Raw genomic sequence first — 21893 nt, forward strand, 5'->3', positions numbered from 1 at the left:
TTATGTTTGGCGCAACAGTTCGTCCAACAACGCCCCGAATTGAACCTCGAAGACATCGAGTTCGACGTCAGTGACCGGGACTCGGTCCGGCCAGTCATCGGAGATATTGAGGTCGCGACCATCCTCGGCAACCCGTCCTGCGCGGCGCCGACGCCGTGCATCCGGCACACTGCTACCGCTGGCGTAGTCATAGAGATCGAAATGGCCTTGCCAGGCAGGCGATGGAAATATGTTGTGGCGCATCGCCCCATTGTGCCGACAATCGGCACAAAATTGAACTGCACCAGACGACTATCGGCAACTTCTAAAGTGCAAGGACGGATGCCCGCTGTGGTATTCAACCATCCTGGCGGATTGCGTCGCACTTCCGCGTAGCGCAATAACCGGGAAATGGCTCGCCGGTCAGGTACATTATCGAATCTGCCCATCCGCCGCTCCGTTTCCTCTATCAGGCTTCATCTCTCTGGAAATATTACCGGGAACAAACGCAATTTCTGGCGCTTCGGGAGGAATATCTGTCAACCTCGCGCAGGGGGCCCCGTGGAAAACGCAGCAATGAGCGCCTCGAGTGAGACATTCAGTGCGTTCGAAAAGGTCCTGCCCTTCTGCCAAATCGCAACGTAGTGATAGAGCGCGGACGGCTCCACTGGCCTTATTCCCAGGTGAAACGCCGCATATTCACGCGCAATAATCTCATTGGTTATCGAAATGCCCAGGCCAGCCGAAACGTATCCGGCTTCGTGACCGTTGCAATCGAATTCCACCAGTATGTCTGGCTCAACGCCGGCGAAGCGCAATGCATTGAAGTTCATCTGGTGGGCGGCGAACTGGGGATCGATGTCGACGATCGTTTCGCCGGCCAGGTCTTGAGCCTCGATACAGGTCTGTTTTGAAAACCGGTGGTCGGGATGAAAGATGCACACGTTGCGTGCTGACCCGAGGGGCGCCCATTCAAACAGGCGCGGATCCAGCGGCAACCTGGAGATTCCGAGATCGGCATACCCGGACAGTATGTGTTCGCCGATCTGCTCGTAGCTTCCAGAAATCGACCGGACGTTCGAAGCGGTCTTTGCGTGGATGATCGCCACGACCTTGGGCAAGGTCACGAACCCGAAAACAGAAGGCGCGGCAATCGCAATCCGCTGCTTTTCCTCGTTCTTCATCGCGAAGATCGACGCTTCCAGGCGATCCAGGGACGTCAGGGCAAGTTCCACGTTTCGCAGGAGTTCCCAGGCTTCCTGCAAGGGGACGATGCGGTTGGCTGATCTCTTGAAGAGCGTGATGCCGAGCGTGGTCTCGAGTTGCTTCACATGTTGACTGACGGCCGGCTGGCTAATCCCGAGCGCAACCGCTGCTCGCCTTGTCGAACCGGCCCGCAACACTTCTCGGAACACCTTCAGTTGACGGAGCTTCAGGTCGCTCTGCAGCAACTCCATTGCCTGCGCTCCTTTTCGTGACAACGCCACCCGTGACGCGGATAACGCCAACCTGGGGAGCAACGAGCCGGATCAGTATATAACGGCACGTTATAGATAAAAGAATAAAAATTATAGATTGAGTATGTAATTTCATCCGTTAGAATTAGACAATATCTAAAATTAACTCCACATTATAAATATAACAATTCGCAACCTTAGGTTATACGGCTTGGTCATTCTGACAAAGGCCGGCGTATCCTGCGGTAATTGCGAGTCGAGGAACGCGCCCCATGGGTGGTTTTACTACTCAGTTTGTTGCCGCACTCACCGTGACCATAAGCCTGGCCCTTGTCAGCGGCTGCCTGGGTACGGCATTTGGGTTGTTCGTGGCGATTTCAAAGGGCACGGCACAGCCGCGCCTCAACAGCGTCGTGACGGCCTACACCACGGTCGTCCGTGGTGTACCAGAACTTCTCATTATCCTGCTCATCTACTTCGGCGGAACGACCCTCGCTAGCAAGATCGCCGGCCGGTATGTCGAGGTGAACGCATTCACCGCAGGCGTTATCGCTCTCTCGGTCGTTTTCAGCGGTTATGCGACCGAAGTGTTTCGCGGCGCGATCGCGGCGGTGCCAGCGGGTCAAACCGAAGCGGCAAAGTCGCTTGGGCTGAACGCCTGGCAGCGCTGGATGTTCGTCATCGGACCGCAGATGCTGCGGTTGGCGCTGCCTGCCTATGGCAATCTCTGGATTTCGCTCTTCAAGGACACCGCCCTGGTCTCGATCGTCGGTCTGACCGATATCATGCGCGTCGCGTATGTAGGGGCCGGATCCTTACGCGCACCATTGACCTTCTACCTTGCGGCCGCCGCTCTCTACCTCTCGCTGACCACCGTCACGCTGCTGTCGATCCGGCTGGCTGAGCGGCGCTATCCGGCCCTCGGCCGGTAGGAGGGAGCGACCCATGAACCTCGGCCTGATGTTTGACGCAATGGTTGTCCTGCCTTCGGGCGTCGGTCTCACATTGACCCTGACGGTCTTGTCGCTAACGGCCGGATTTCTTCTGTCCGTGCCGCTGGCCTTCATCCGCGCATTCGGACGTCCCGGCCTCTCGCTTGCGGTGCTCGCATACACCTACGTCATTCGCGGCACGCCGATGCTTGTTCAGCTGTTCCTGCTCTATTATGGCCTCGCTCAGATCGAGGCGGTGCGATCCAGCATCTTCTGGGTCATCCTGCGCGACCCCTTTTGGTGCGCACTGCTTACATTTTCGCTGAACAGCGCGGCACATACCACCGAGATCCTGTGCCGAGGTCTCCAGTCCGTACCGAAGGGTGTCACCGAGGCGGCCACGTCTCTCGGCTTGAAACGCTTCCAGATCGCTCGCCTGGTCACCTTCCCGATCGCCTTCAGGATATCGCTCCCGGCCTACGGCAACGAGGTCGTGGGCATGATCAAGGGCTCGTCCCTGGCGAGCACCGTAGCGCTGCTCGAGATCACCGGCATGGCGCGACAGATGGTGTCCACCACGTTCGCACCGTACGAGATCTTCATCGTCGCCGGAGCGATCTACCTATCGCTCACCTCGATTGCCGTAAAAGCGATCCAACTCCTGGAGCGATGGCTTTCGACCGACGGCCATCCTGTGCGTCGACGAAAAGCGCGATTGCGCCCCGCCCTACCTGATCACGAGATCACGACGACGCCCCTGCCCTAACCCGCGGGTTTTTTCGGCAGCCCATTCCACCCACACCAACGAAGAGGTGCATCATGCGTATACCCCTGGCTATTGCTGTTTCTATCGCTTCCCTGATGTCGGCATTTCCGGCCAGTGCCGAAAGCAAGAGCGTCATATCCATTGCCACTGAAGGCGCCTCGCCGCCCTGGGACGGCACCGATGCGAACGGTCAGCTCTACGGCTACGATATCGATGTTGGACAGGAGCTGTGTCGTCGCATCGAGATCAGATGTACCTTTGTCCCACAGGATTGGGACGGGATCATCCCGGCACTGCTTGTCGGCAAGTTCGACGTGATCATGTCTGGCATGGCGATCACGGAAAAACGCAAGCAGAAGATTGCGTTCTCCGTTCCCTACGCCACCGGCTTCAACCAGTTCGTTGTGCGCAAGGACCTGGGTCTCGATCCTGGCGACATCAAGGAGAAGGTCAACCTCTCAAGCCTCGGGGCCAAGGAAAAGGCGACCATCGAACGCCTCAGATCGACACTCGCCGGCAGGGCGATCGGGGCCCTGCGCTCGTCGAATTCGGAAGCAGTCGTGAAGGAAATGCTGGGCGATGTCGTGACCATTCGCAGTTATGACAGCCAGGACAACATGAAGCTCGATCTTGCCGCGGGTCGCATCGACGGCGGCCTCGCCGACTATTTCACCTGGCGGGATTTCCTGGAGACGCCTGCCGGCTCGGATGTGGTGTTTTTCGGGCCGGAACTGAAGGGTGGGCTCTGGGGGCCGGGCGTCGGCGCCGGCATGCGCAAGGACGATGCCGAGTTGCTCGCCAAGTTCAACGCGGCAATCGAGGCGGCTACGAAGGATGGGACGATCAAGGCCTTGAGCCTGAAATGGTTCAAAAGCGATATCTCACCGGCCGTCTCGCAATAGGCGCAACCGACTTCGACATTGACGTGGCGCCAGCCGGAACGCCGGCGCCCTCCCCTCCTTCAAGGCGAGCCCCCATGAAAAACCAGTTCTGCGTGGTCGTTACCGGCCAATCCCTGATCAAGCACGACATCCGTGACGTCAAAGACGAACGCTTCATCGCGGTTACGGACTTCCTGCGCCAAGGCGACGTCGTCTTCACCAACTTCGAGTCGACGATCCTCGGCAAGCACGGCGGGTGGCCGACCAAGGGCAAATACTTCGGATATTCCAGGGCTGAAGTGCTCGACGCATTGCAGGCCATCGGTTTCAACGCGCTTGCGCTCGCGAACAATCACGCCTTCGATCTCGGAGCTGGCGGCATCCTCTCGACGCTGGAGGAGGTGGAAGCGCGCGGTTTCCTGCATGCCGGCATCGGGGCCGACGAGACTGATGCGAGGAACCCGGGCCGCCGCCGGCTGGGCGCGCGTGAGGTCGCGCTTCTTGCGATGGATGCAGGCCCCGGCCCGACCAACATGTATGCCGAAGACCGTACGGCCTTCCGGCCGGCTCGGCCCGGCGTCAATCGCCTGAACACCGTTCGCAAGATGGGGGTGCCGGACGGACATTTCCGCAGGCTGGCAAAGCTTGGCGCGCATTTGCAAAGCTCCCCGTTTGAACTGGCCAACTATGCGCAACCGGAGGACCCGGTGGCGGTGTCGGCAGGCACGGAGATTAATTTCTACGGCACCGTGTTCACGCAAGCCGCCGACTTCGGCCGTATGATCGAAGTCGATCAGCGCAGCGCGAGTGTCCATCTGTCCGGCATCCGGCACGCGGCGGCTCAAGGCGATTTCGTCATCGCCTATCTGCACCACCATCATTGGGAACCAGGTTGGCAGGATGTACCGCGCTGGGTGCAGACCTTTGCGCGGATGTGCATCGACGCCGGCGCCAACCTCTTCGTCAGCCACGGCGCTCCGGTGCTGCAAGCGGTGGAAATCTACAATGGCTCGCCGATCTTCTACGGCCTCGGAAATTTCCTATTCCACGTGCACCCCGACGAGACCGAATGGGATCCACCGGAAGTCTGGCAAAGCATCGTCGCCGCCTGCCGCTATGATGCGGGCGGAAACCTCGCAGAAATAGATCTCCTGCCCGTCGTGATCGGCGCGGACCCCCAGTCTCTCGGATCGGCAACGGGCAGATCGGTACCCGTCGCCGTCACTGGGAGCGCGGCGCGAGACATCCTCGAGGGATTCGCGACCCGCTCGCGGGCGTTTGGCGTCGAAATGGAAGTGTCCTCGGCTTGCGGCCGCATCGCGCTGCCCGCTGCACGAAAATTCGGCTGACAGGCCCGACCGGCCGTCAGATGGTCTTGCATTCGGCCGGCGCGGATTCGCCGGCCGTTTTGCTATTCGCCTCTGTGTCTGGCAGGGCCAGTTCTTCTCCTAGCGCTGCGATCAGGGACGAGACGCGACCGCGCACACGCGGCGGAAGATTTACTAGCCCCTCAATCAGGCGCCGGCCGTCCGCGCTGGCAATGAAATCCAGGCGCTCATCGACCGGCAGGGGCCGCGCCTCGACGCGGGTCTCATCGTTACCCGGCAGGCCTTCGAAGAAGCGGCCGACAGGAACACCGAGCGATCTGGCGATCTCGTAGAGCATCGACGCGCTCACGCGATTCCGCGCGTTCTCGTATTTCTGGAGCTGCTGGAAGCTGATGCCGATGGATCGGGCCAGTTGGGCTTGGGACACATCCGACTGGACACGAACGGTCGCGATCTGCCTGCCAACATGCTGATCGGCGGGATGAGGGTCACTGTCGATCTTTGGCTTCGGCCCTGTCCGAAGGAGGACGGAGCGCTGCGGCTTCAACAAGGCCGTTTGATCCTCCACAAGTCAGTCGATAGAGAGTCTGTCACGTACGCAGCTGGCTCATCGCACCGATGTTATCTGCAGATCGAATCGCCATTTAATATACCTTATAGGGTGCAAAATTACCCTATAGGTGGCAAAGAAAATCTGCCTGCCGATTGTGGACTCATGGTCAGTCCACGACAGATTCGAGCCGCACGGGCTTTGCTTGGTTGGTCGCAGCAGGAGCTTGCTGACAAGGCAATTGTGTCGCTGAATGCGCTGGTCCGGTTGGAAAATGGCAAGGTAGATTCCCGGATCAGCACTTTGCAGGCCATTGAGGCGGCTTTGATAAAAGCGGGTGTCGAATTCTTGTCCGCTGGCCAAAAAGGTGAAGGTGTAAGGCTCTTAGATCCTCTGGTTTGAATGTCCCGTTCGCGTAAAGATATGTTGTCGCAATTGCGCTTCCCGCAAGTAGCAACCTGCGGATGACGAGAGGCAAAGTCGTGGTATTGTCGGAATCAGCCATGATCCGAGTTCTTTGAAGCTTGGCTGTGTTTAGCTTGGGCGGATGCCGCACATCCGTCCGTCGACTTGATTGCAAATTGTCTAACCTCAGCCATTTAAGCTGACATTCGCCCCAGAGTCAACCAAAAAGTCTGATTTTGCCTAATGAGCCAAATTTCCGTGGAGCAATGCAGAGGCGCCAGAGCGATGCTAGGCTGGAGCCAAGCTGAGCTGGCTGAATCTGCAAGTGTTTCGCGCGCCACGGTTGTGGATTTCGAACGAGGATTGCGCGTCCCACATCGCAACAACCTCGGTGCCATCCGCGAAGCGCTCGAAGCTGCCGGTATAGAATTTATTCCGGAAAACGGCGGCGGTGCCGGTGTGCGCCTGGCCAAACGGCGATAGCGCGCCGAACGCTCCGCTTCGAACGATTTGCTCGTTTCATTCTGCGAATGGCGAAGCCGTCGTAGAAGAGCTCAAGGAAGCTCGGGTGGGATAAGGCTGCGCCGGGGAAGACGCGACCCAGAAATGATGAATTCAACCTTCTAATTGGTCGATGATCTCGGCTGGCATTGACTCGTTTCGTAACGTGCCCTCAAACTTTGAAGTGGATTCGGGAAGAATGGCGGCCAGTAGACCGTCGCGCAGAGTCCCGGAGGTCGAAGAACACGATGCACGGGCCGGAAATCCTCATTCGGACATTGTCTTCCACAACACGTCGTGACCGGTCTGGTAACCTCTGGCAATATCATTCGCGCAGTGATCATCATTCGAAAGTCGCTTGCTGGGGGGTAGTCTTCGATCTACTCGCGACAACCCCGCTTCTGCGGCGCCACGTCGAAGCGGGCGTCGTCTGCTTCGGCATCAATCATGAGATGCGCGACTTCGTGCATGATCGTAAAAAGAATCTCGATCTCGTCCTTTGCATGCCGAGTGGATCTGCGACCGAGGATACGCTTGCAAGCATCGCCGCCGGCTATGATATCGAGTTGACAGCAGGCGAGCGTGCGATCCTGAATGGCCTTCCGACACTTGTCCGGGCACCAGTCGGGTCAGTGATCTTGGCGCTCGAAGCGAAGGCATGCATGACTGCGCATCAGCGCGCTCTGCCACGGCTCTATGATGAGCTAAACTCTTCACATCTCACGGTTCACGGGTCGAGCGAACAGGCGATCGCGGTCGGGTTCACGATGGTAAACATCGCCGAGCATTATCTCAGCCCCGATCTCAACAAGAAGAATCGGGCAACCGATCCGGAGTGGAGCAAGCACAAGCAGCCACGAGACGCCCAACTTGCGATCGACAAAATCAAACAGCTGCCCCGTCGATCCAAGGTCGGCGACGTCGGTTACGATGCGCTCTCGATCGTAGTGATCGACATGCCAAACGATGGGACGCCAGTCGCACTGATCAAGACACCTCCTGCGCCTCAGCCCGGTGATATTTATCACTACGACACGATGATCGCGCGGCTATCGGGAATCTATGCGACACGTTTCAAGGATCTTGCCTAACTTGGCGCGAATGCGGTCCCTCTCACATTCCCAAATTACGACTACTCGATAGCCGTCCTGTCGAAGGCGGCGGATAGCCCGCGCGTCTCGACGTCGGTTGTCGCGGAATTTCGTCGTCCAAAAGTCGCTGTTGGATTTTGGGATGGTGGCTCTTCGGCAGCCGGTGTGATGGTGCCAAAAACAGCCATTGACGAAGACGGCCCAGTTGCGCGAGCGGTTGGCAAAATCCGGGCTGCCAGGGAGCTTTTTGACGTTCTTCCGATAGCGGAGGCCCAACTCGCGAAGGACGGTCGCTACCGTCGCTTCGATCTCCGTACCTCTCTGTCGGACCATCGCCATCCGCGCCGATGTGTCGGGGTCTGGTCGTGGCGCCCTCATTCCGCGGCGACGGCGAGTCCCATGTCGTTCGTGCGCTCCGGCGTCTCCATGCGTTCGAGATGGTACCGCAGACGATCCTGGAAGCCGTCGGCGAACCGAAGCGCAGCTCGCTCAGTCCTAGAGAGGAAACCCCGCGTCGCACGCGCCGACAACGGCTTACCGCGATATCGAAGGAAATCCGTCAGGGCTGGCCGCACATCCCAACGTGGATATGCATTTATGGAAACTGCATGCCGACGATCGCCATCGAATCGAGCAGCTCTAGGCCAACGGCCATTCGCTGGGAGGTCAGCGTCCCGGCTTGCATAGTAAGATCCCGGCTCAGCGAGCCGCCCGCCTAGCCACTCGGCGACAGGAACAGAGACAGCGTTGCCAATGAGTGACCAACGAAGCGATGCGCGCCCGACCGTTTCTGCCGGCAATGTCCAATTTTCGGGAAAGCCCTGAAACCGTTCGGCGTCTCGGATGTCCGGCGTGATGACCTCCCCGGACGGCAATAGGATCGCCGGCGGGGATGCGATGCCGACCGTCGATCCGTTCTTGAGTGTTGGAATAGCGTCAGGCGCCCAGCCCAGTCCGCGCACGCCCTCCGTCCAGTAGAAACCGTGTGCGCGCGCGTCCAGATCGGTCGGCGCGAGCCGAGGCTCTGCCTCGTCGGCGAGAACGACCGAAGCCGGATCAACGTCCGACGTAGTCGCAACGAAGAGGACGCGTTCGCGCCTTTGCGGAAGGAACGAAAGGCTGTTTACTACGCGATAAGCCCAACGATAGCCGCGCTCTTCGAAGGCATCTATCAAGATGCGCATCGCGCTGCCCTTATCCAGTTGCAACATGAACGACACGTTCTCAAGCACGACCCATGGCACGCGCTGCTTGTCGATCAGCCGAAATACCTCTCCGACTAGGCCCGACCGCGCGCCGCCAATACCTGCCGTTAATCCGGCCTGGCTGAGGTCCTGGCAGGGAAATCCACCGACGAGCAGTTCGACTTCCTGCGGTAGCGTCTCTAGGTCGCAAACGTCCAACTCACATGGCACGTCGGGCATTCTCGCGGCGAGAACGGCACGCGCAGGCTCCCAGATTTCGCAGAGCAGCTTCGTCTCATGCCCCGCTTTTGCGAGGCCGCGCTCCAATCCCCCAATACCCGCGAACAGTCCCGCAACCTTCACGCGCTTCCTCCGATTCCATCTGTTTCAGACCTTACCGTCAAATCCGCCACCAGCAAAGTTCCGATTTTGTTCTCGACCATTAATCCACCCTAGACGTGAAGAAAGTTCCATTCGGTCCGTTCTCGACCACGAAAGGCGCGTCAACTGCACGAAGCTGATCAGCAATTGGTGCCATCGGATCGAAGGCAACAACGCTGGCGGTTACCCACGATCCGACACCCTGGTCGAAGAAGATCGTCCCCGATCCTCTGGGCGTGCGAAAATCCAGCCGCCTTCGATGGGGTACGTCCTGATGAAGGACGAGCCTCCCGGTGGGAGCAATTTGCGCAAGCAGATGCTGGAACACGACGTTGCGGTCGGCCACGTCCGGCCAGTCGTCCTTTAATGTCTTACCGATGCGAGGACGGCGATTGTCACGGCGCTGTACGAGCGTGTCGACGAAAATAGCGGTATTCGCATTCGCGAAACCCGCAAAAAGCTCCGCGACCAACCGCACGACAAGAGGACTGAACAGATAGCGATCTGAATAGCGCAGCTCGTTACATGGCTCGGACAGAATGGCGGCGAGCGTCTCGTTTCGACCGATCATGAGAGCCTTCAACCGCTGTCCGAAGCCAGTGACCGGGCCATCTAACTCGTTGTACAGCTCGAAAATTGTTTCTCTCACTCTCTCAACGAGCAGCGATCGCGAGTCGATCGTCGCCGGGCTTTCGTTTATGCGCTCCCACTTCCCGCGCACCACTGGCGCACCTGATGTGCTCGCCCAGCCGGAGCCGATAAGATACGCCTCGCGATCGAGGGAAGCCCAAGCGAACGCCCGGTCGGTCGCAGTCACGACCGCCAGGATTTCCGCATCCGCTCTTGGTAAAGAGCAGAGCGACGCTCGGGCCCTTTCGATCCAAAGGGCGATGCGGCGCCGAGTGACTGCATCGGCGCGCTCCAACGCGGCTCTGTCAACTTCAACCGTCACCTTACGGCCTCGCGCGCCCCATCGCTCTACAACTGGAGCCATCGGCCAAGCATCGAAATCCCAGTTCGTCGGGTCGCCGTGCAGTACAACACAGAGTTCGGCAGCTGGGTCGGTTGTCATCCACTCGTTCAACGCGTCCGTAAGCGCCGCAGACTCGTAAGCGGTCGTGGGCCCGAACAAACGATGTTCCTCGGGAAGCGCAATGCGAGATAACGTATTAGTGAGTAGATCAAACGCCGCGGCCCGATCGGTAGCCTCGACGGCGTGTTGCGCGTCGGGCGCGAGGACGCAGCGAGGACAGACACGCGTTGCTTTGCGATCGCCGCATCGGCCGGGCAGGCTGCAATCAAGGAACGTTCGTGCATCGCCAAGCAGGCCAACCGGATCGCGCGCAATCGTCGCAGAGAATCCAGCACCACCGCTCGCCCGGTCGAAAATGACGCTGCTCCAATTATCCCGCCCTTGTGGGTTCGGTGCGGCAGGCGCTGCGAATCCCATTTCGTCAGCATCCACGCCAAGTCGCTTTGCCACTGCTTCACGCAGGGCGAGCGCAATGGTCAATGCGACATCGCGCGAGCGGCAGTCGTAGAGTTGTATCTCACAAAGATCAGTCCTGATCTCGTGGGCCAGCATCAGATTGCGCGTGACTGCGTATGGGGCGAATTCTGGCGCGCCGCTGCAAGTGAAACCGTCGATTGCGGTTGGAGCGCCGCGCAACGGCTTGTGCTCCGACAGACCGGGGCCACCCAAGGCGTCTTCCTCAGCTTCGGCCCGGCCGCAATGCAGGCAGAGCGCATACCCGTGACCATGCTCACCGGGGTTAAACCAGAAGACCGTGCCGTCCGGACTAGCACGCACGCGCCCCACTGCCGGGTCCGGCAACGACCGCCAAGGCGCCTCACGCGTTGAGACCCAGGGATCGACCACTTTGGCGCCACCAATGTCAGATGGATCGTCATGGATCTTGAAACGGGCATCCACTGAGAAGCCCCCCGGGCTCAGATAACGAACTGGGGTCATACTATTCGAGCCGCACTCGGCGCACGGCGTCTGTTCGATCGCGGAAGGTTTCGACGACAAGGCACCGCAGGTCTTACAAGACCACATTGTTCGCAGGCTTTGGATCTCGCGCAGCCCTGCTGCCGATACGGGACGCTGCCAATTGAGCGTGACACCAGCGGATTCGCGAACCACGCCGTCGACGACGATGGCTCGGCCCGGTGCATACTCGTAGATACCGACTTCGCGCGAGCGTGAAGGATAGCCACGGCCGAAGCTGCGCTCCTGAGGCTCGCCTCCATCCCCGCCGGCCCGCTCCTTCGCCGATTTCTCGCTAGCCGTCTCGGTGACGAACTGAACCACGTCGGTGGGAAACCCATACGAAGGCAGGAACCCCCTCCCGGCCAATTCGCCCAGCAGGTAGCCGCGTTCCAGGCGATGACGCTGAAGTTCGCGAGCCTTGTTGATCGCGGCGAGCTCCACATCGCCCGCTGGACTGTCGCTGGTGGCGGATGCAAGCGCTTCCCATTCAGCCCGCAGTTCGGCCGTGATCCGCTCCATTCGTGTGCGAAGTACCTCGATGAGATCCCATCCCGGCGTGACTGGTGTTCCAGCTAGCAAGTGCGACAGCGCGGCCGTCATGGCACGGTTCGACGGAACCGCGTCGAGCCACGCCAAGAAGGCAACGGCGGGGGCGGTCCCCGTCTCGAGATTCGCTTCGGAAGTTAGCGCGAAGAAGGTCCCGTTGGTTAGCTTGTGGAGTTCCGTCCCAAGGCTCGCAAGGAAGCGAGCGAGGAGGAGTGCTGCGGCGTGGCGCGTCGCGATAGTCGGGCTCTCAAGGCTGACCCGAGGCGTCCTAACTTGGCGCTCAAGGTAGTCTAGGGGGTTGGCGATGGTCATCCGATCGAGCGGACGGTCCTTGCATAGTGTCAACCCGACGGCGATCGGCTGGCGTTGCCTGCCCGCGCGACCGACGCGCTGACGGTAGTTGGCAATCTCGGGTGGTGTGTTGGTGTTGAGCACGGCTTCGATGCTGCCGATGTCAACGCCCATCTCCATCGTGGTCGAACAGCCGAGGACGTTGATTTTGCCCGCCTTGAATTCTCGCTCGTAGCGCCTTAGCGTCGTGCTTGCCTGCTGAGCCGAATGCTCGGCGGCCCGCAGCCATGGCGAAAATTTCGCCGTTCGATCTTGCTGGTCGCCCCATTGACCAGCGTCGCGCCGCTCAACGACGATGGGGTCGGTCGCGAGCCACGCATCCATTGCGTCTTCGTCGATTGCATGTCCGTCCGGGCCACGGCGCCAGGGAAACGGCAGTCGCGGAAGCGTGATTGGCGCGGCGATCGGATGGATGCCGTCCAAGTCGTAAGGGCTCCTTCCTCTCATCGTCGTGTCGAGGACACGTCTAGTCGTAGGGCACCAAAATGCCGTCTCGACCTTCGCCACCGCGAGATCGCCGAGTTTGAGACGGAATCCATTGTCGGTTGGCGTCATGAATCGTTGTAGTGAGTGCCAGGCATCGATCAGGACATCACTGACCTTGTCCTTGTCGATCTGATAGTCCGGGTCTAACTGCAATGCCTGGAACAGCAGACGAACGACGCGCGTCAGGCGTACGCCATAGGGATTGGGCCAAAGGCGCACGTATAGGCTCGATTTTTCGCCCGGCGCCCAAGGCTTGACCTCAATATGGCTCTGGCGGCGATCGATCCAGTTCAGCCACCAACGCGGGAAGTCAAGCGCGACGTTGGTGCGCAGGAAATGAGTGACGAGGAGCCGCAGCAAATCGCGCCAATCTTCACCGGTCATCCCTACTGCTTGAGCCGACTTGGGAACGCGCGGCGCGGCATCGTCTATCCCAGGCAGCTCGAAACGGAACAGCCCGAGGGTTTCGGCCGAATTGGCGCGCACCGGTCGCCGCATGGCTTCCCGGTAAAGGAGGAATTCAGCAAGCATTTCAGTGTCCTGGAAGCGGTCGTCGCGATTAGTGGTCGTCCAGAGTGCCCGGAGAAAATGATCAACGGTCGTGTGTCGCGCCAGGCATCGGACAAGGTCGCGCCAGGGCCTCGCAGTGCTACCGACCATTCTCGCTCGTTCACGCTCAAGATCATCGGCCATGCCGGCGAACATTACATCACCAGGATCTTCCCTAAGCCGAGCGATCCTTTTGTCGATCAAAGCTAGCGCCTCGCTGTCAACGTCAGCTCTTTCCTGGACGAACTGGTAGATGAAGCCGCGCACGAAAGTGCGTTCCGACGCGATCTGCACGTTGGCTGCATGGCGCGCTGTACCTTGCCGGGCGTCAGTGAATGTGATGAGCCGGCGACCGTCGAAGGGAAGCGGTTCGTCCGACACTGGCTCAGGCGACATGTCGGCCAGGAAACCCGGCGTGATCTGCGCCATGAGGAATGGCGCACCGGCGACTGCCGCCCGCATGGCGCCGCGGCTCGCATCTACCCGATTGGGTGCTTTGGTACAGGCCGGGCATTCGGAGATGTCTCGGCTGGCCGCGAAAACGATCTGCCGCCGAGCGTCACTGTCGATGATGCCGGTTTCCAACTCCACACTTAGTCCGTGCGACCCGGCTTTCAACGGCAGCGTCAGATATCGACGCGACACTATCGTCGGCGCCTCGGCGCCGGCTCTCTCCTGCTCCTCCTCCTCTTGGACGTCGCTTGGATCTTCGCGCTCAAGCGTCTGTTCGAACCCATCCTCGTCGTTGCCGTCGCTCCACGCCGCGATGCGTGAGCCTCCATCGTACTCCTCGGCTCTGAGGGCACCCTCGCCGCAAAGTGTGCAGCAGACCCATTCGAGAACGATAGATGAGCAATGTGGGCAATGCTCGCGCGTTTCGGAGAAGATCGGACCGTAAGGCCAATCGGAACCTTCCACGTGCCTGGGACTCGCCGAACAGTCGGGATTGACGCAAACCCACAAGCCCGCGACGGTCCGATGAAACAGGTGAATTCGGTTGGGTAACATGGCGTCTCCGCCGCTCGCAGCCATTACCGGATCGGCGTGCGGATCTTTTGCTCGCGCGGCCTCCACGAGTAATCGCGTCGCATCGACCGCACCGCCGGCAAGCGTTGATGCCTTCTCGGTCCATGCGCGCCACGAATAGATTTTGCCTGTCCGCAGCTCTTCGCGCGTGGCGCGCAGCCGAGCGGACTGTGCGAGTAGGCGCCCACTTTCCATAGGGTCGAGGTTGGTGAGCGCACCCGGTTGGAGCGGCCGCTCGTCATAATGTGCCGGTTCTGGCGGGAGCGGCGCCCGCTGCCCATCGACGACGTGGATTGCGTCGGCAGGCGCGCCTGACAGGTCTTGCAGGAAACGGCTGAGATCTGCCTTGGCGCTTGCTCCCCCAATCGTTGCAGACGTCGCCACGTAGCGGATCTGATCCGGGGTACGACCAAAGGCGAGCGCGACCCGTCGAAGGAGCAGCGCTATCTCAGCGGCCTGCGCGCCCATGTAGGAATGGGCTTCGTCGAGAACGATAAAGTCGAGTTTTCCTTGTGACGCCGCCAGGATCGGCGCGTCGTTCTGGCGAATGAGCATATATTCGAGCATCGTCGCGTTGGTAACGAGCACCGGGGGCGGAGAAGCGCGGAGTGCTGTGCGATCGCCGACGCGCCAGGGCTTCTGCGCGCGAACGGCGGCACGTGCAGTGTCGGGCGTCTCCCCATTGTAAAGACAATACCGAAGCGTTCCGCCGAAAGGCTCGAACCATCGGTGAAGCCGCTCTTCCTGGCTGCTAATTAATGCATTGAGGGGATAGAGCATGAGGGCGCGCACACCGTTGAGCGGTCGCGCGCCACCATCAGAGAGTCGCACCAAGCGATCGAGGATCGGAACGAGGAAGCATTCCGTCTTGCCGGAGCCAGTGCCACTCGAAACGATAACGGAAGAGGGACGTTCAGCCGTTAGATGTTGCCAAGCATCCGCTTGATGCACATAGGGTGGAAACGACACGGATGTGAGCACGTCGATCGTTCGCGGATCGAGCAGTCCCGGCTTGAGCGCCCCCCAACCACCGTCCAATGGCAACCATGGAAACGCGCCTTCCACAAAGGGTTCTGCGATCAGAGAGCCGTCGCTTCCGGCGGGGGCGCCCCAAGTGGCCCTAAGGTGGCTCACGAGGGTCCGCGATTTCGGGCGCAGCATACCTAGGATAGCGTCGGCTGCCTGCTCTGGCAGGCGCACCATCATGCGGTCGAAGTCGATCATGATTTTCTTTCTCCAACCCTAGCGAAGCCGCGAAGGACCGCGTCAATGCCTATCGGCACAATCGCTTCGAAATATTCGGGATCGTAAAGCCAGGCGTGGCGGCAACGCCGCTGTTCGCCCTCGTCGAGGGCTGTTCGACCGCTCGCATGATCGGCGATGGCAAAAGGAACCGCGATGACTTCCATGAAGCTTGGATCATAGGGCGCCCAGTGCGACTGGTGAGCTGTTCGGCTTCTGACGCCTAGCAGGCCTTGGGGTGGTGGGTCGTCGTCGTCGTGGCGGCCGATCAGACGGTCGATTTCGCGTCGCACTCGATCGCTTCCACCAATCTGAAGGAAGTTTACCGCCGCGCCGTCGATCGACGTTTTCTCACGCGCCATTTCGGGGGCGATCTGCATCAGAAAGACCGCCTTTGCATGGCCTGCCAGCTCTGGTCTCAGTCCGACGATGTCGTCGAGAGCGGTGATCACGCTGCGGTAGGCAACGGAAGTATCGATCCCGACCTCAGTCAACCGTAACCTCGCATGCTCGATCCGAGCTGAGAAGGCGCTCAACCAGTTGCCAACGGTCGTCGAGGACCACAGGAACGGTAAGTCTCGCTGCAAGTCGAGCAGCGCCGCGCGCTCATCGAGGGAGTCGCACGACGCAAGCAAGAGCGCGGCGAAGCCGGGCGAACGGTCGAATGCTTTCAGCGCGTCGATCGACGAGATGGGGAGGCCCTCGCGGCGAGCCAGCGTGAGAAGATCGATAATCGTGCGGCGATCTCGCGGGGCAACCTGTTCTGGTAGCGCATAGGCCTGAACAAAGGCGGCTGCGCGAGCGGCAGACGCATCGATGCCGATAGCCCGTTCGAGTAAGGTTTCTTCTCCCGTGGCCGCCCTCGCCGCCGCAGGCACGATCCTCGGCCGGACCTTTGTGCCTTGCCGACGCCGACCATAGATCAGCCACGGGCCGGGCGGGAGTGCGCGGCTTAGTTCGGCACGCATCGTGACCTGGCTCGCGGGGGCCACGAGAGACACGGTGCCGGCTGCCGGATGTGCGAGCGAAATCCCTTGGAGATCCAGCCCATGCGTGGTTGCGAGCACGGAAAAGGCGTTGGGCGGGGGAGCGTCAAAAGGATCGACGTCCTCGGCATACCATCGCACATCGGCGATGTTGGCGGTCGCACCGATTGTGGAGAGTTCGACGCGGGCGTCCAAGCTCTCCGAGCTGCCGAGTAACTGCGTTATCGTATCGGCGAAGGCGGAAAGAGGAACTTCGCCGGACACGCGCCGCGTGATAGTCAAGCGCGGAGCATCGTTCGCGCGCAATTCCATGCACAAGGATACTTCGCGCGTGGCAAGGATTCGGAGCCCCCTCAAGCCGTCGACCGAGAAGGTCGAGCGCGGTGGGACGAGGACGTCGTTGGCGTCGATCAGGCGCAAGTCATAGTTCGGATCGGTGAGGGTCAGCGCGAGCTCCGCATCCCATCGCGGTCTAAGGACGATCGTCGATGCTCCGGTCGGGGGGCCGAGCCGAACGATCGCCATCTCGCCTTCGAACCGAACGTCCAGATTGGTCGACCCGCGCGCGACGAGCAGTCGAGTGTCGAGCCCTGCAACCCGAAACTCCCTCCTGCCGCGATCCACCGCCATGTCAAAGTTCGGCGGAACGATCGATGCCCCAATCGCGAATAGGAGCTCGCCATTCTCGATCACGGCGAGATCGACATTTCCCCATGGTTTCGAGCCATCGACCGATCGCCACGTTCCTCTTCCGCGAGGGCGCCAATGCAACGTTTGGCGCCTAGGAGAAGCAAGGTGGCCATCTCGCTCGATCCATAGTTTCGGCATACCGCGGAACACGGACTCGCGCACATTGCGAACGAGATTGCCAACGAGTATCGGGCGTGCGTCGACTTCGCGCTCCACCGACGTCCTCCACGACGATCGCGCGCCCCCTAGCGTGAACGCTGCAGAGCCGCTGAAGCTGACTACACGACGATCGCCCGCGCAACGCCCGAGATCCGTGAAGCCAGCCGAGAACGAGACCGAGCGGAAGTGCTCATCGCGCACGGCGAGCGCAAGCGCGGGCCGGGTCGTCCGTGCTGGTGACGACCCCAACACTCGCAGCCTTGTTGGGGATTCGTTTTCGTCGATCTGCTCGATTTGGAGCGCGATGACAGGATCGTGCAGCGGCTCCCCACCGGCGGCGATGAACTCACCGACGGTGTTGCTGCCCGACTGTACAAGGAGACGCGCCTCGTCCCCCAAAGCGAGCGGCGAGTCAAACTTGGCCACAAACGCGCGCAGTTCGTGCGCTGGCGCGTCGTCCTTTTCATACGTCTCAATGGCGGCTACGGCGATCAGCTCCTGGCAGAATGGAGGGCGTGGAAAGATTCTGACCCTACGGCCGTCCAGAACTGCCTCGGCAACCGACGACGGCAAACGCCGCAGATCGATCCGTCCGGACAAGCCGAGCGAAGCCTGCGCCTGCCATTCGTCGTCAGCGCGAACTAGGTGTCGACTGACATCGAGCGCTGCGGCCCCATCGTCGCGAAGTCGGACGATTTGCTCGACCATCGACCGAATGTCCTCACATTCTACGTCGAACGGGATTTGGTCTCGCCAGCCGAGCCTGTTCTGATCAAGATAGTCGACCGCGTCGCCGCGGGCTTCGGGGGGTGGGAGCGAAGCGCGCAGGTCGATGATCTTGTCGCAGAGATCGACTGCCGGATCGAACAGCGCCTGCGCCAAGCGGTCCGACACGCGCCATGCCTCGGCGCCAACGGCATCACGGGTGGAGAAACCTCTTTCGGCGCATTGCACCGAATTCTCCAGCCAGGACGAAATTCGCGGATCCTCGCGTACCGATGCGACCGGAAAGCCTGCCTCGCGTACTATGGCGAGGAGCCGCTCGCCTCCTGTCGGCTCGGGACGGCGCCAAACTCGCAACCCGAGGCTCACTAAGCTTTCGACGTCTCGATATTGGATCCGTGCATAAGGTCCGTAGTCCAGACCAATTGCTCGGAGCGGACGAATCCAATCCCAGTGGCCGCCGCTCCGCTCGCGTCTAAACCACTCCGCCACGTGCGACACGATTAGCGCCGCGCCATGACGATCGCGTACCGCTGAAGGGCCGCATCGACGCAAGACCGCGCCGATTTGGTCGAAGTCGGTGCGCGCGAACCTGTATGCATAGAGCGGACGGCCATCGGGCTGCACCAGACCCCGCGACTCTAACAGCGACTGCAATGCGTCTCTGAGTTCCCCCAAGATCCCCCCTGCTTGGAATAGCCCTCCGCAACTCAGTCTGCACTGTTCGCTCAAGAATAACAGTAAGAATCGGACAGTAGGCTTGCGCTGGCGAAAACTGAGTAACTTGTCGCCCTTCGGACGATCGCTGGTCTGCTCAGGAGGCTGTAGCAAGGGTGGTTGGCGCAAGTGTACCTATCTAACGACGGCCCGCGCAGCGCGCTTCGCCTGCGAAGGCGCGGTTGAGGTCGCCGGGCGGGCGCGTTGAGAAGGCGCTTGATTGGAAGCCAACATACCCATTGAAGAGCAATGATCTGCGCGATGTTCGGCCTGCCAAAAGCCTGTCCATGTGGCGTAGCACAGCGACTGAACAGGGAGGGGAAGCTTGTCCGGTTCGATTTTGTCACCCCCACAGTGCCTGCAATTCGACTGGTGGCGCGAGGCAGAAAGTTCAAGTTAAAAAGCGCCCCAGTCAGTTGTAAAACCGCCTAACCTACGCTTTGGTGTGACTACGTTCACGGGTCGACGATCCACTGTGGATTTTTGCGGCGCAAGACTTTCTGGTCGTGCCAGCGACGTCTGCTTTTGGGCCCGAATAGCCGAATGTCCGCTCTCGCGATATCGCAGCAGTAAGCTTTGAGCGACGATCGCCAGCGTACACGACCCATTGGGGGAACTGCCGCGAGTCAACTGAGACGGACCATGATTGTTCTGCTATTTTAGGCCAAAATTTGCGGGGGAAGACTTGGTCCAAAGTTTCCGGTTGCTTCAGAATGTTGGCCAGTTCGATAATGTTTCAGCTGGGGCGCATCTGCCGCTTGCAAGGTTCGCCTTGTTCTATGCGGAGAACGGGCGAGGAAAAACTACACTCGCCGCAGTCCTGCGCTCGTTGGCCAGCGGCAACGCAAATCTCATTTTGGAACGTCGACGCTTAACCGCTGCACATCCGCCTCAGGTGGTTATTGGACTCCCGGGCGACACTGCAGTCTTCGAGAACGGCCGCTGGTCGCAACTGGTGCCCGACATCGTTGTCTTCGACGATAGATTTGTGAGTGAGAACGTCTATTCCGGCATGAGCGTAGATGCGGCCCATCGGCAGAAGCTGCATGAGTTGATCATTGGGGCTCAGGGCCTTTCGTTGAACAATAACCTGCAGGTCGAGATTACCCGCATCGAGCAACACAACCGCCAGCTAGCAAGTTCGGCGGAAGCAATTTCGGCCGACATTCGGGGACGGCTGACGGTAGACCAGTTCTGCGCCTTAGAGCCTCGCGACAATCTCACCGAGCAGATCCAGGAAGCGGAACGCAATCTGGCGGCAGCGCGGTCGGCACGCGAGGTGGCTCAGCAATCTGTCTTTGCTGCCGTGACCCTGCCACGGTTTGATCTAGAGGCTATCGAGAGGGTTTTGGCGCTTGGACTTGCGGGGCTGGAGAATCTCGCCACGGAGCGCCTGGACGAACACTTCGCGGCACTTGGCGAAGGGGGCGAAGCCTGGGTCGAAGACGGAATGAATAGGATGGGCCATTTATCTGACGAATGCCCTTTTTGTGCTCAGCCCTTGGCCGGCTCGACTCTGATAGAGCACTATCAGGCTTATTTTAGCGACGGCTATACCCGCCTGAAACGCGATATCTCAGATGCGATGATGATCGTCGGACGCCATCATAACGGGGATGCCAAAGCGGCCTTTGAGCGATCCGTGCGGGTGCTAGGAGAGCAAGCCGCTTTCTGGTCTCGTTTTATGGAGATGCCGGACACCACGCTAGACACCGCTCGGATTGTGCGGCTGTGGAACGCAGCCCACGAGGCCGTGTTTCTTTGCCTTAGTGCCAAAAGTGAGCAACCTCTTGAGATGATCCCACTATCCGAGGACGCTCGGAGCGCTGTCGAGGCATATCACACCACCTGTGCGACTTTGGACGACCTGAGCGCCAGGCTGATTGAGCTCAACACTAACATCTTACTTGTAAAGGAACGAAGCGCGGCAGCTAATCTGGCAACGCTTTCAGAGGATTTGGCGATACTGCGGCGACACGAGGCGAGGATAATGCCCGCTATGGATGCCGCTTGTACCGCGTATCTCGACGAGAAAGCTGCAAAGGCTAGTACGGAAACGGCAAGAGCAGCTGCCCGCGCTGCTCTCGACAATTATCGCGATCGGGTCTTTCCCGCGTATGAAACTGCCATCAATGCCTATCTGCAGCGATTTAACGCTGGTTTTCGGCTTGCCAATATCGCATCAGTCAACAATCGATCAGGTTCGGCAGCTAACTATGCCGTTACCATTGACCGGCAGGCAGTACCATTGGTGCCTGCGAATGATACCGATCCTGGTTTTCACACTGTATTGAGTGCTGGCGACCGTAACGCGCTAGCGCTGGCATTTTTCTTCGCCTCGCTGGACCGAGATCCTCGTCTGGCCCAGAAGATCGTTGTCATCGACGATCCGATGACCAGTCTTGATGAGCATCGCTCGCTCACCACCGTAAGAGAGATCGTTCGACTCCTAGGCAATGTACAGCAGGTCATTGTGATGTCTCACTCAAAGCCGTTCCTCTACAACCTTTGGGAAGAGACGCGTCCCGGGGATCGTTCTGCTTTGAAGGTCGTCCGTGACCACGGATCCTCAACGTTGGTTTCATGGAACGTAAGCCAAGATAATGTCACCGAGCATGATAGGAGACATGCGCTCATCGAACAATTCATCCGGAGCAGTGTTGGCATTGACGAACGCGAGGTGGCGGCTGCAATTCGGCCAAAACTCGAAGCGTTTCTGAGGGTTGCCTATCCCACTCATTTTCCCGCAGCCACGTTGCTTGGTCCGTTTATTGGTGCAGCGAGACAGCGTCTTGGTACTCCGGATGAGTTCATGAACGTTGCTGATGTCAATGAGCTGGAGGCCTTAAAGGACTACGGCAACCTCTTTCATCATGACACAAATCCTGCGTGGCAAACCGTGGCGATCAACGACCAGCAATTGTTGGATTTCAGCCAACGCACGATCCGTTTTACCCGGCGCTCTTAGGG

The 21893-nt window shown here is 59.8% G+C and carries 15 protein-coding genes; 8 read left to right on the plus strand and 7 right to left on the minus strand.

The features are described 5' to 3' along the window. Together FJ967_RS21805 and FJ967_RS21810 are read right to left on the minus strand one after the other, a co-directional pair. Positions 1–243: a hypothetical protein gene (locus FJ967_RS21805; protein ID WP_140733871.1), complete on the minus strand. Its 243-nt coding sequence runs from the start codon at positions 241–243 to the stop codon at positions 1–3. A 275-nt stretch (positions 244–518) separates the two neighbouring features. Beyond that, positions 519–1436, minus strand: coding sequence for a LysR family transcriptional regulator (locus FJ967_RS21810; protein WP_140733872.1), 918 nt, complete (start codon positions 1434–1436; stop codon positions 519–521). Positions 1437–1708: 272 nt separating this feature from the next. Between FJ967_RS21810 and FJ967_RS21815 the strand changes: the two genes are divergently transcribed. The 4 genes from FJ967_RS21815 (at position 1709) to FJ967_RS21830 (ending at position 5364) form a co-directional block, all read left to right on the plus strand. Then, positions 1709–2368 carry an ABC transporter permease subunit gene (locus tag FJ967_RS21815; protein ID WP_140733873.1) on the plus strand — a complete coding sequence of 220 codons (660 nt, stop codon included), beginning with the start codon at positions 1709–1711 and terminating at the stop codon, positions 2366–2368. Between the two features lie 13 nt (positions 2369–2381). Continuing rightward, entirely contained in the window at positions 2382–3134 is a 753-nt protein-coding gene (locus tag FJ967_RS21820) for an ABC transporter permease subunit (RefSeq protein WP_140733874.1), read from the plus strand. A 53-nt stretch (positions 3135–3187) separates the two neighbouring features. Then, a complete protein-coding gene (locus FJ967_RS21825) occupies positions 3188–4036 on the plus strand; it encodes a transporter substrate-binding domain-containing protein (RefSeq protein ID WP_140733875.1) in 849 nt (282 codons plus the stop codon). A 74-nt stretch (positions 4037–4110) separates the two neighbouring features. Further along, complete coding sequence (locus FJ967_RS21830) at positions 4111–5364, plus strand: CapA family protein (RefSeq protein ID WP_140733876.1); 1254 nt, start codon at positions 4111–4113, stop codon at positions 5362–5364. A gap of 16 nt (positions 5365–5380) precedes the next feature. Here FJ967_RS21830 and FJ967_RS21835 read toward each other — a convergent pair whose 3' ends face one another. Further along, positions 5381–5893, minus strand: a complete 513-nt coding sequence (locus FJ967_RS21835) for a helix-turn-helix transcriptional regulator (RefSeq protein WP_181176077.1) — start codon at positions 5891–5893, stop codon at positions 5381–5383. Between the two features lie 165 nt (positions 5894–6058). Between FJ967_RS21835 and FJ967_RS21840 the strand changes: the two genes are divergently transcribed. The 3 genes from FJ967_RS21840 to FJ967_RS21850 all read left to right on the plus strand — a co-directional run bounded on the left by FJ967_RS21840 (position 6059) and on the right by FJ967_RS21850 (position 7890). Next, a complete protein-coding gene (locus tag FJ967_RS21840) occupies positions 6059–6295 on the plus strand; it encodes a helix-turn-helix domain-containing protein (protein WP_032909948.1) in 237 nt (78 codons plus the stop codon). Positions 6296–6541: 246 nt separating this feature from the next. Continuing rightward, the gene (locus tag FJ967_RS21845) at positions 6542–6781 is read left to right on the plus strand and encodes a helix-turn-helix transcriptional regulator (RefSeq protein WP_245265603.1); all 240 of its coding nucleotides are present in this window, start codon (positions 6542–6544) and stop codon (positions 6779–6781) included. Positions 6782–7047: 266 nt separating this feature from the next. Further along, positions 7048–7890 (plus strand): hypothetical protein, encoded by an 843-nt coding sequence (locus tag FJ967_RS21850; RefSeq protein WP_140733878.1) that lies wholly within the window; start codon positions 7048–7050, stop codon positions 7888–7890. Here the strand turns inward: FJ967_RS21850 and vsr are convergent. The 4 genes from vsr to FJ967_RS21870 all read right to left on the minus strand — a co-directional run bounded on the left by vsr (position 7849) and on the right by FJ967_RS21870 (position 18884). Beyond that, complete coding sequence (vsr, locus tag FJ967_RS21855; protein ID WP_140733879.1) at positions 7849–8268, minus strand: DNA mismatch endonuclease Vsr; 420 nt, start codon at positions 8266–8268, stop codon at positions 7849–7851. The genes FJ967_RS21850 and vsr overlap by 42 nt on opposite strands. Next, positions 8265–9437 carry a DNA (cytosine-5-)-methyltransferase gene (gene dcm, locus FJ967_RS21860; protein WP_140733880.1) on the minus strand — a complete coding sequence of 391 codons (1173 nt, stop codon included), beginning with the start codon at positions 9435–9437 and terminating at the stop codon, positions 8265–8267. Before dcm ends, vsr begins: the two co-directional genes overlap by 4 nt. 79 nt (positions 9438–9516) lie before the next feature. Then, the gene (locus FJ967_RS21865; protein ID WP_140733881.1) at positions 9517–15630 is read right to left on the minus strand and encodes a DEAD/DEAH box helicase; all 6114 of its coding nucleotides are present in this window, start codon (positions 15628–15630) and stop codon (positions 9517–9519) included. Further along, on the minus strand, positions 15627–18884 hold the full coding sequence (locus FJ967_RS21870) for an STY4851/ECs_5259 family protein (protein WP_181176079.1): 3258 nt from the start codon (positions 18882–18884) through the stop codon (positions 15627–15629). Before FJ967_RS21870 ends, FJ967_RS21865 begins: the two co-directional genes overlap by 4 nt. Positions 18885–19608: 724 nt before the next feature. Here FJ967_RS21870 and FJ967_RS21875 point away from each other — a divergent pair. Beyond that, the gene (locus FJ967_RS21875; protein ID WP_140733883.1) at positions 19609–21891 is read left to right on the plus strand and encodes an AAA family ATPase; all 2283 of its coding nucleotides are present in this window, start codon (positions 19609–19611) and stop codon (positions 21889–21891) included. The last annotated feature ends 2 nt before the right edge of the window (positions 21892–21893 follow it).

This window comes from Mesorhizobium sp. B2-3-4 (genome assembly GCF_006442315.1).
Classification (GTDB): domain Bacteria; phylum Pseudomonadota; class Alphaproteobacteria; order Rhizobiales; family Rhizobiaceae; genus Mesorhizobium.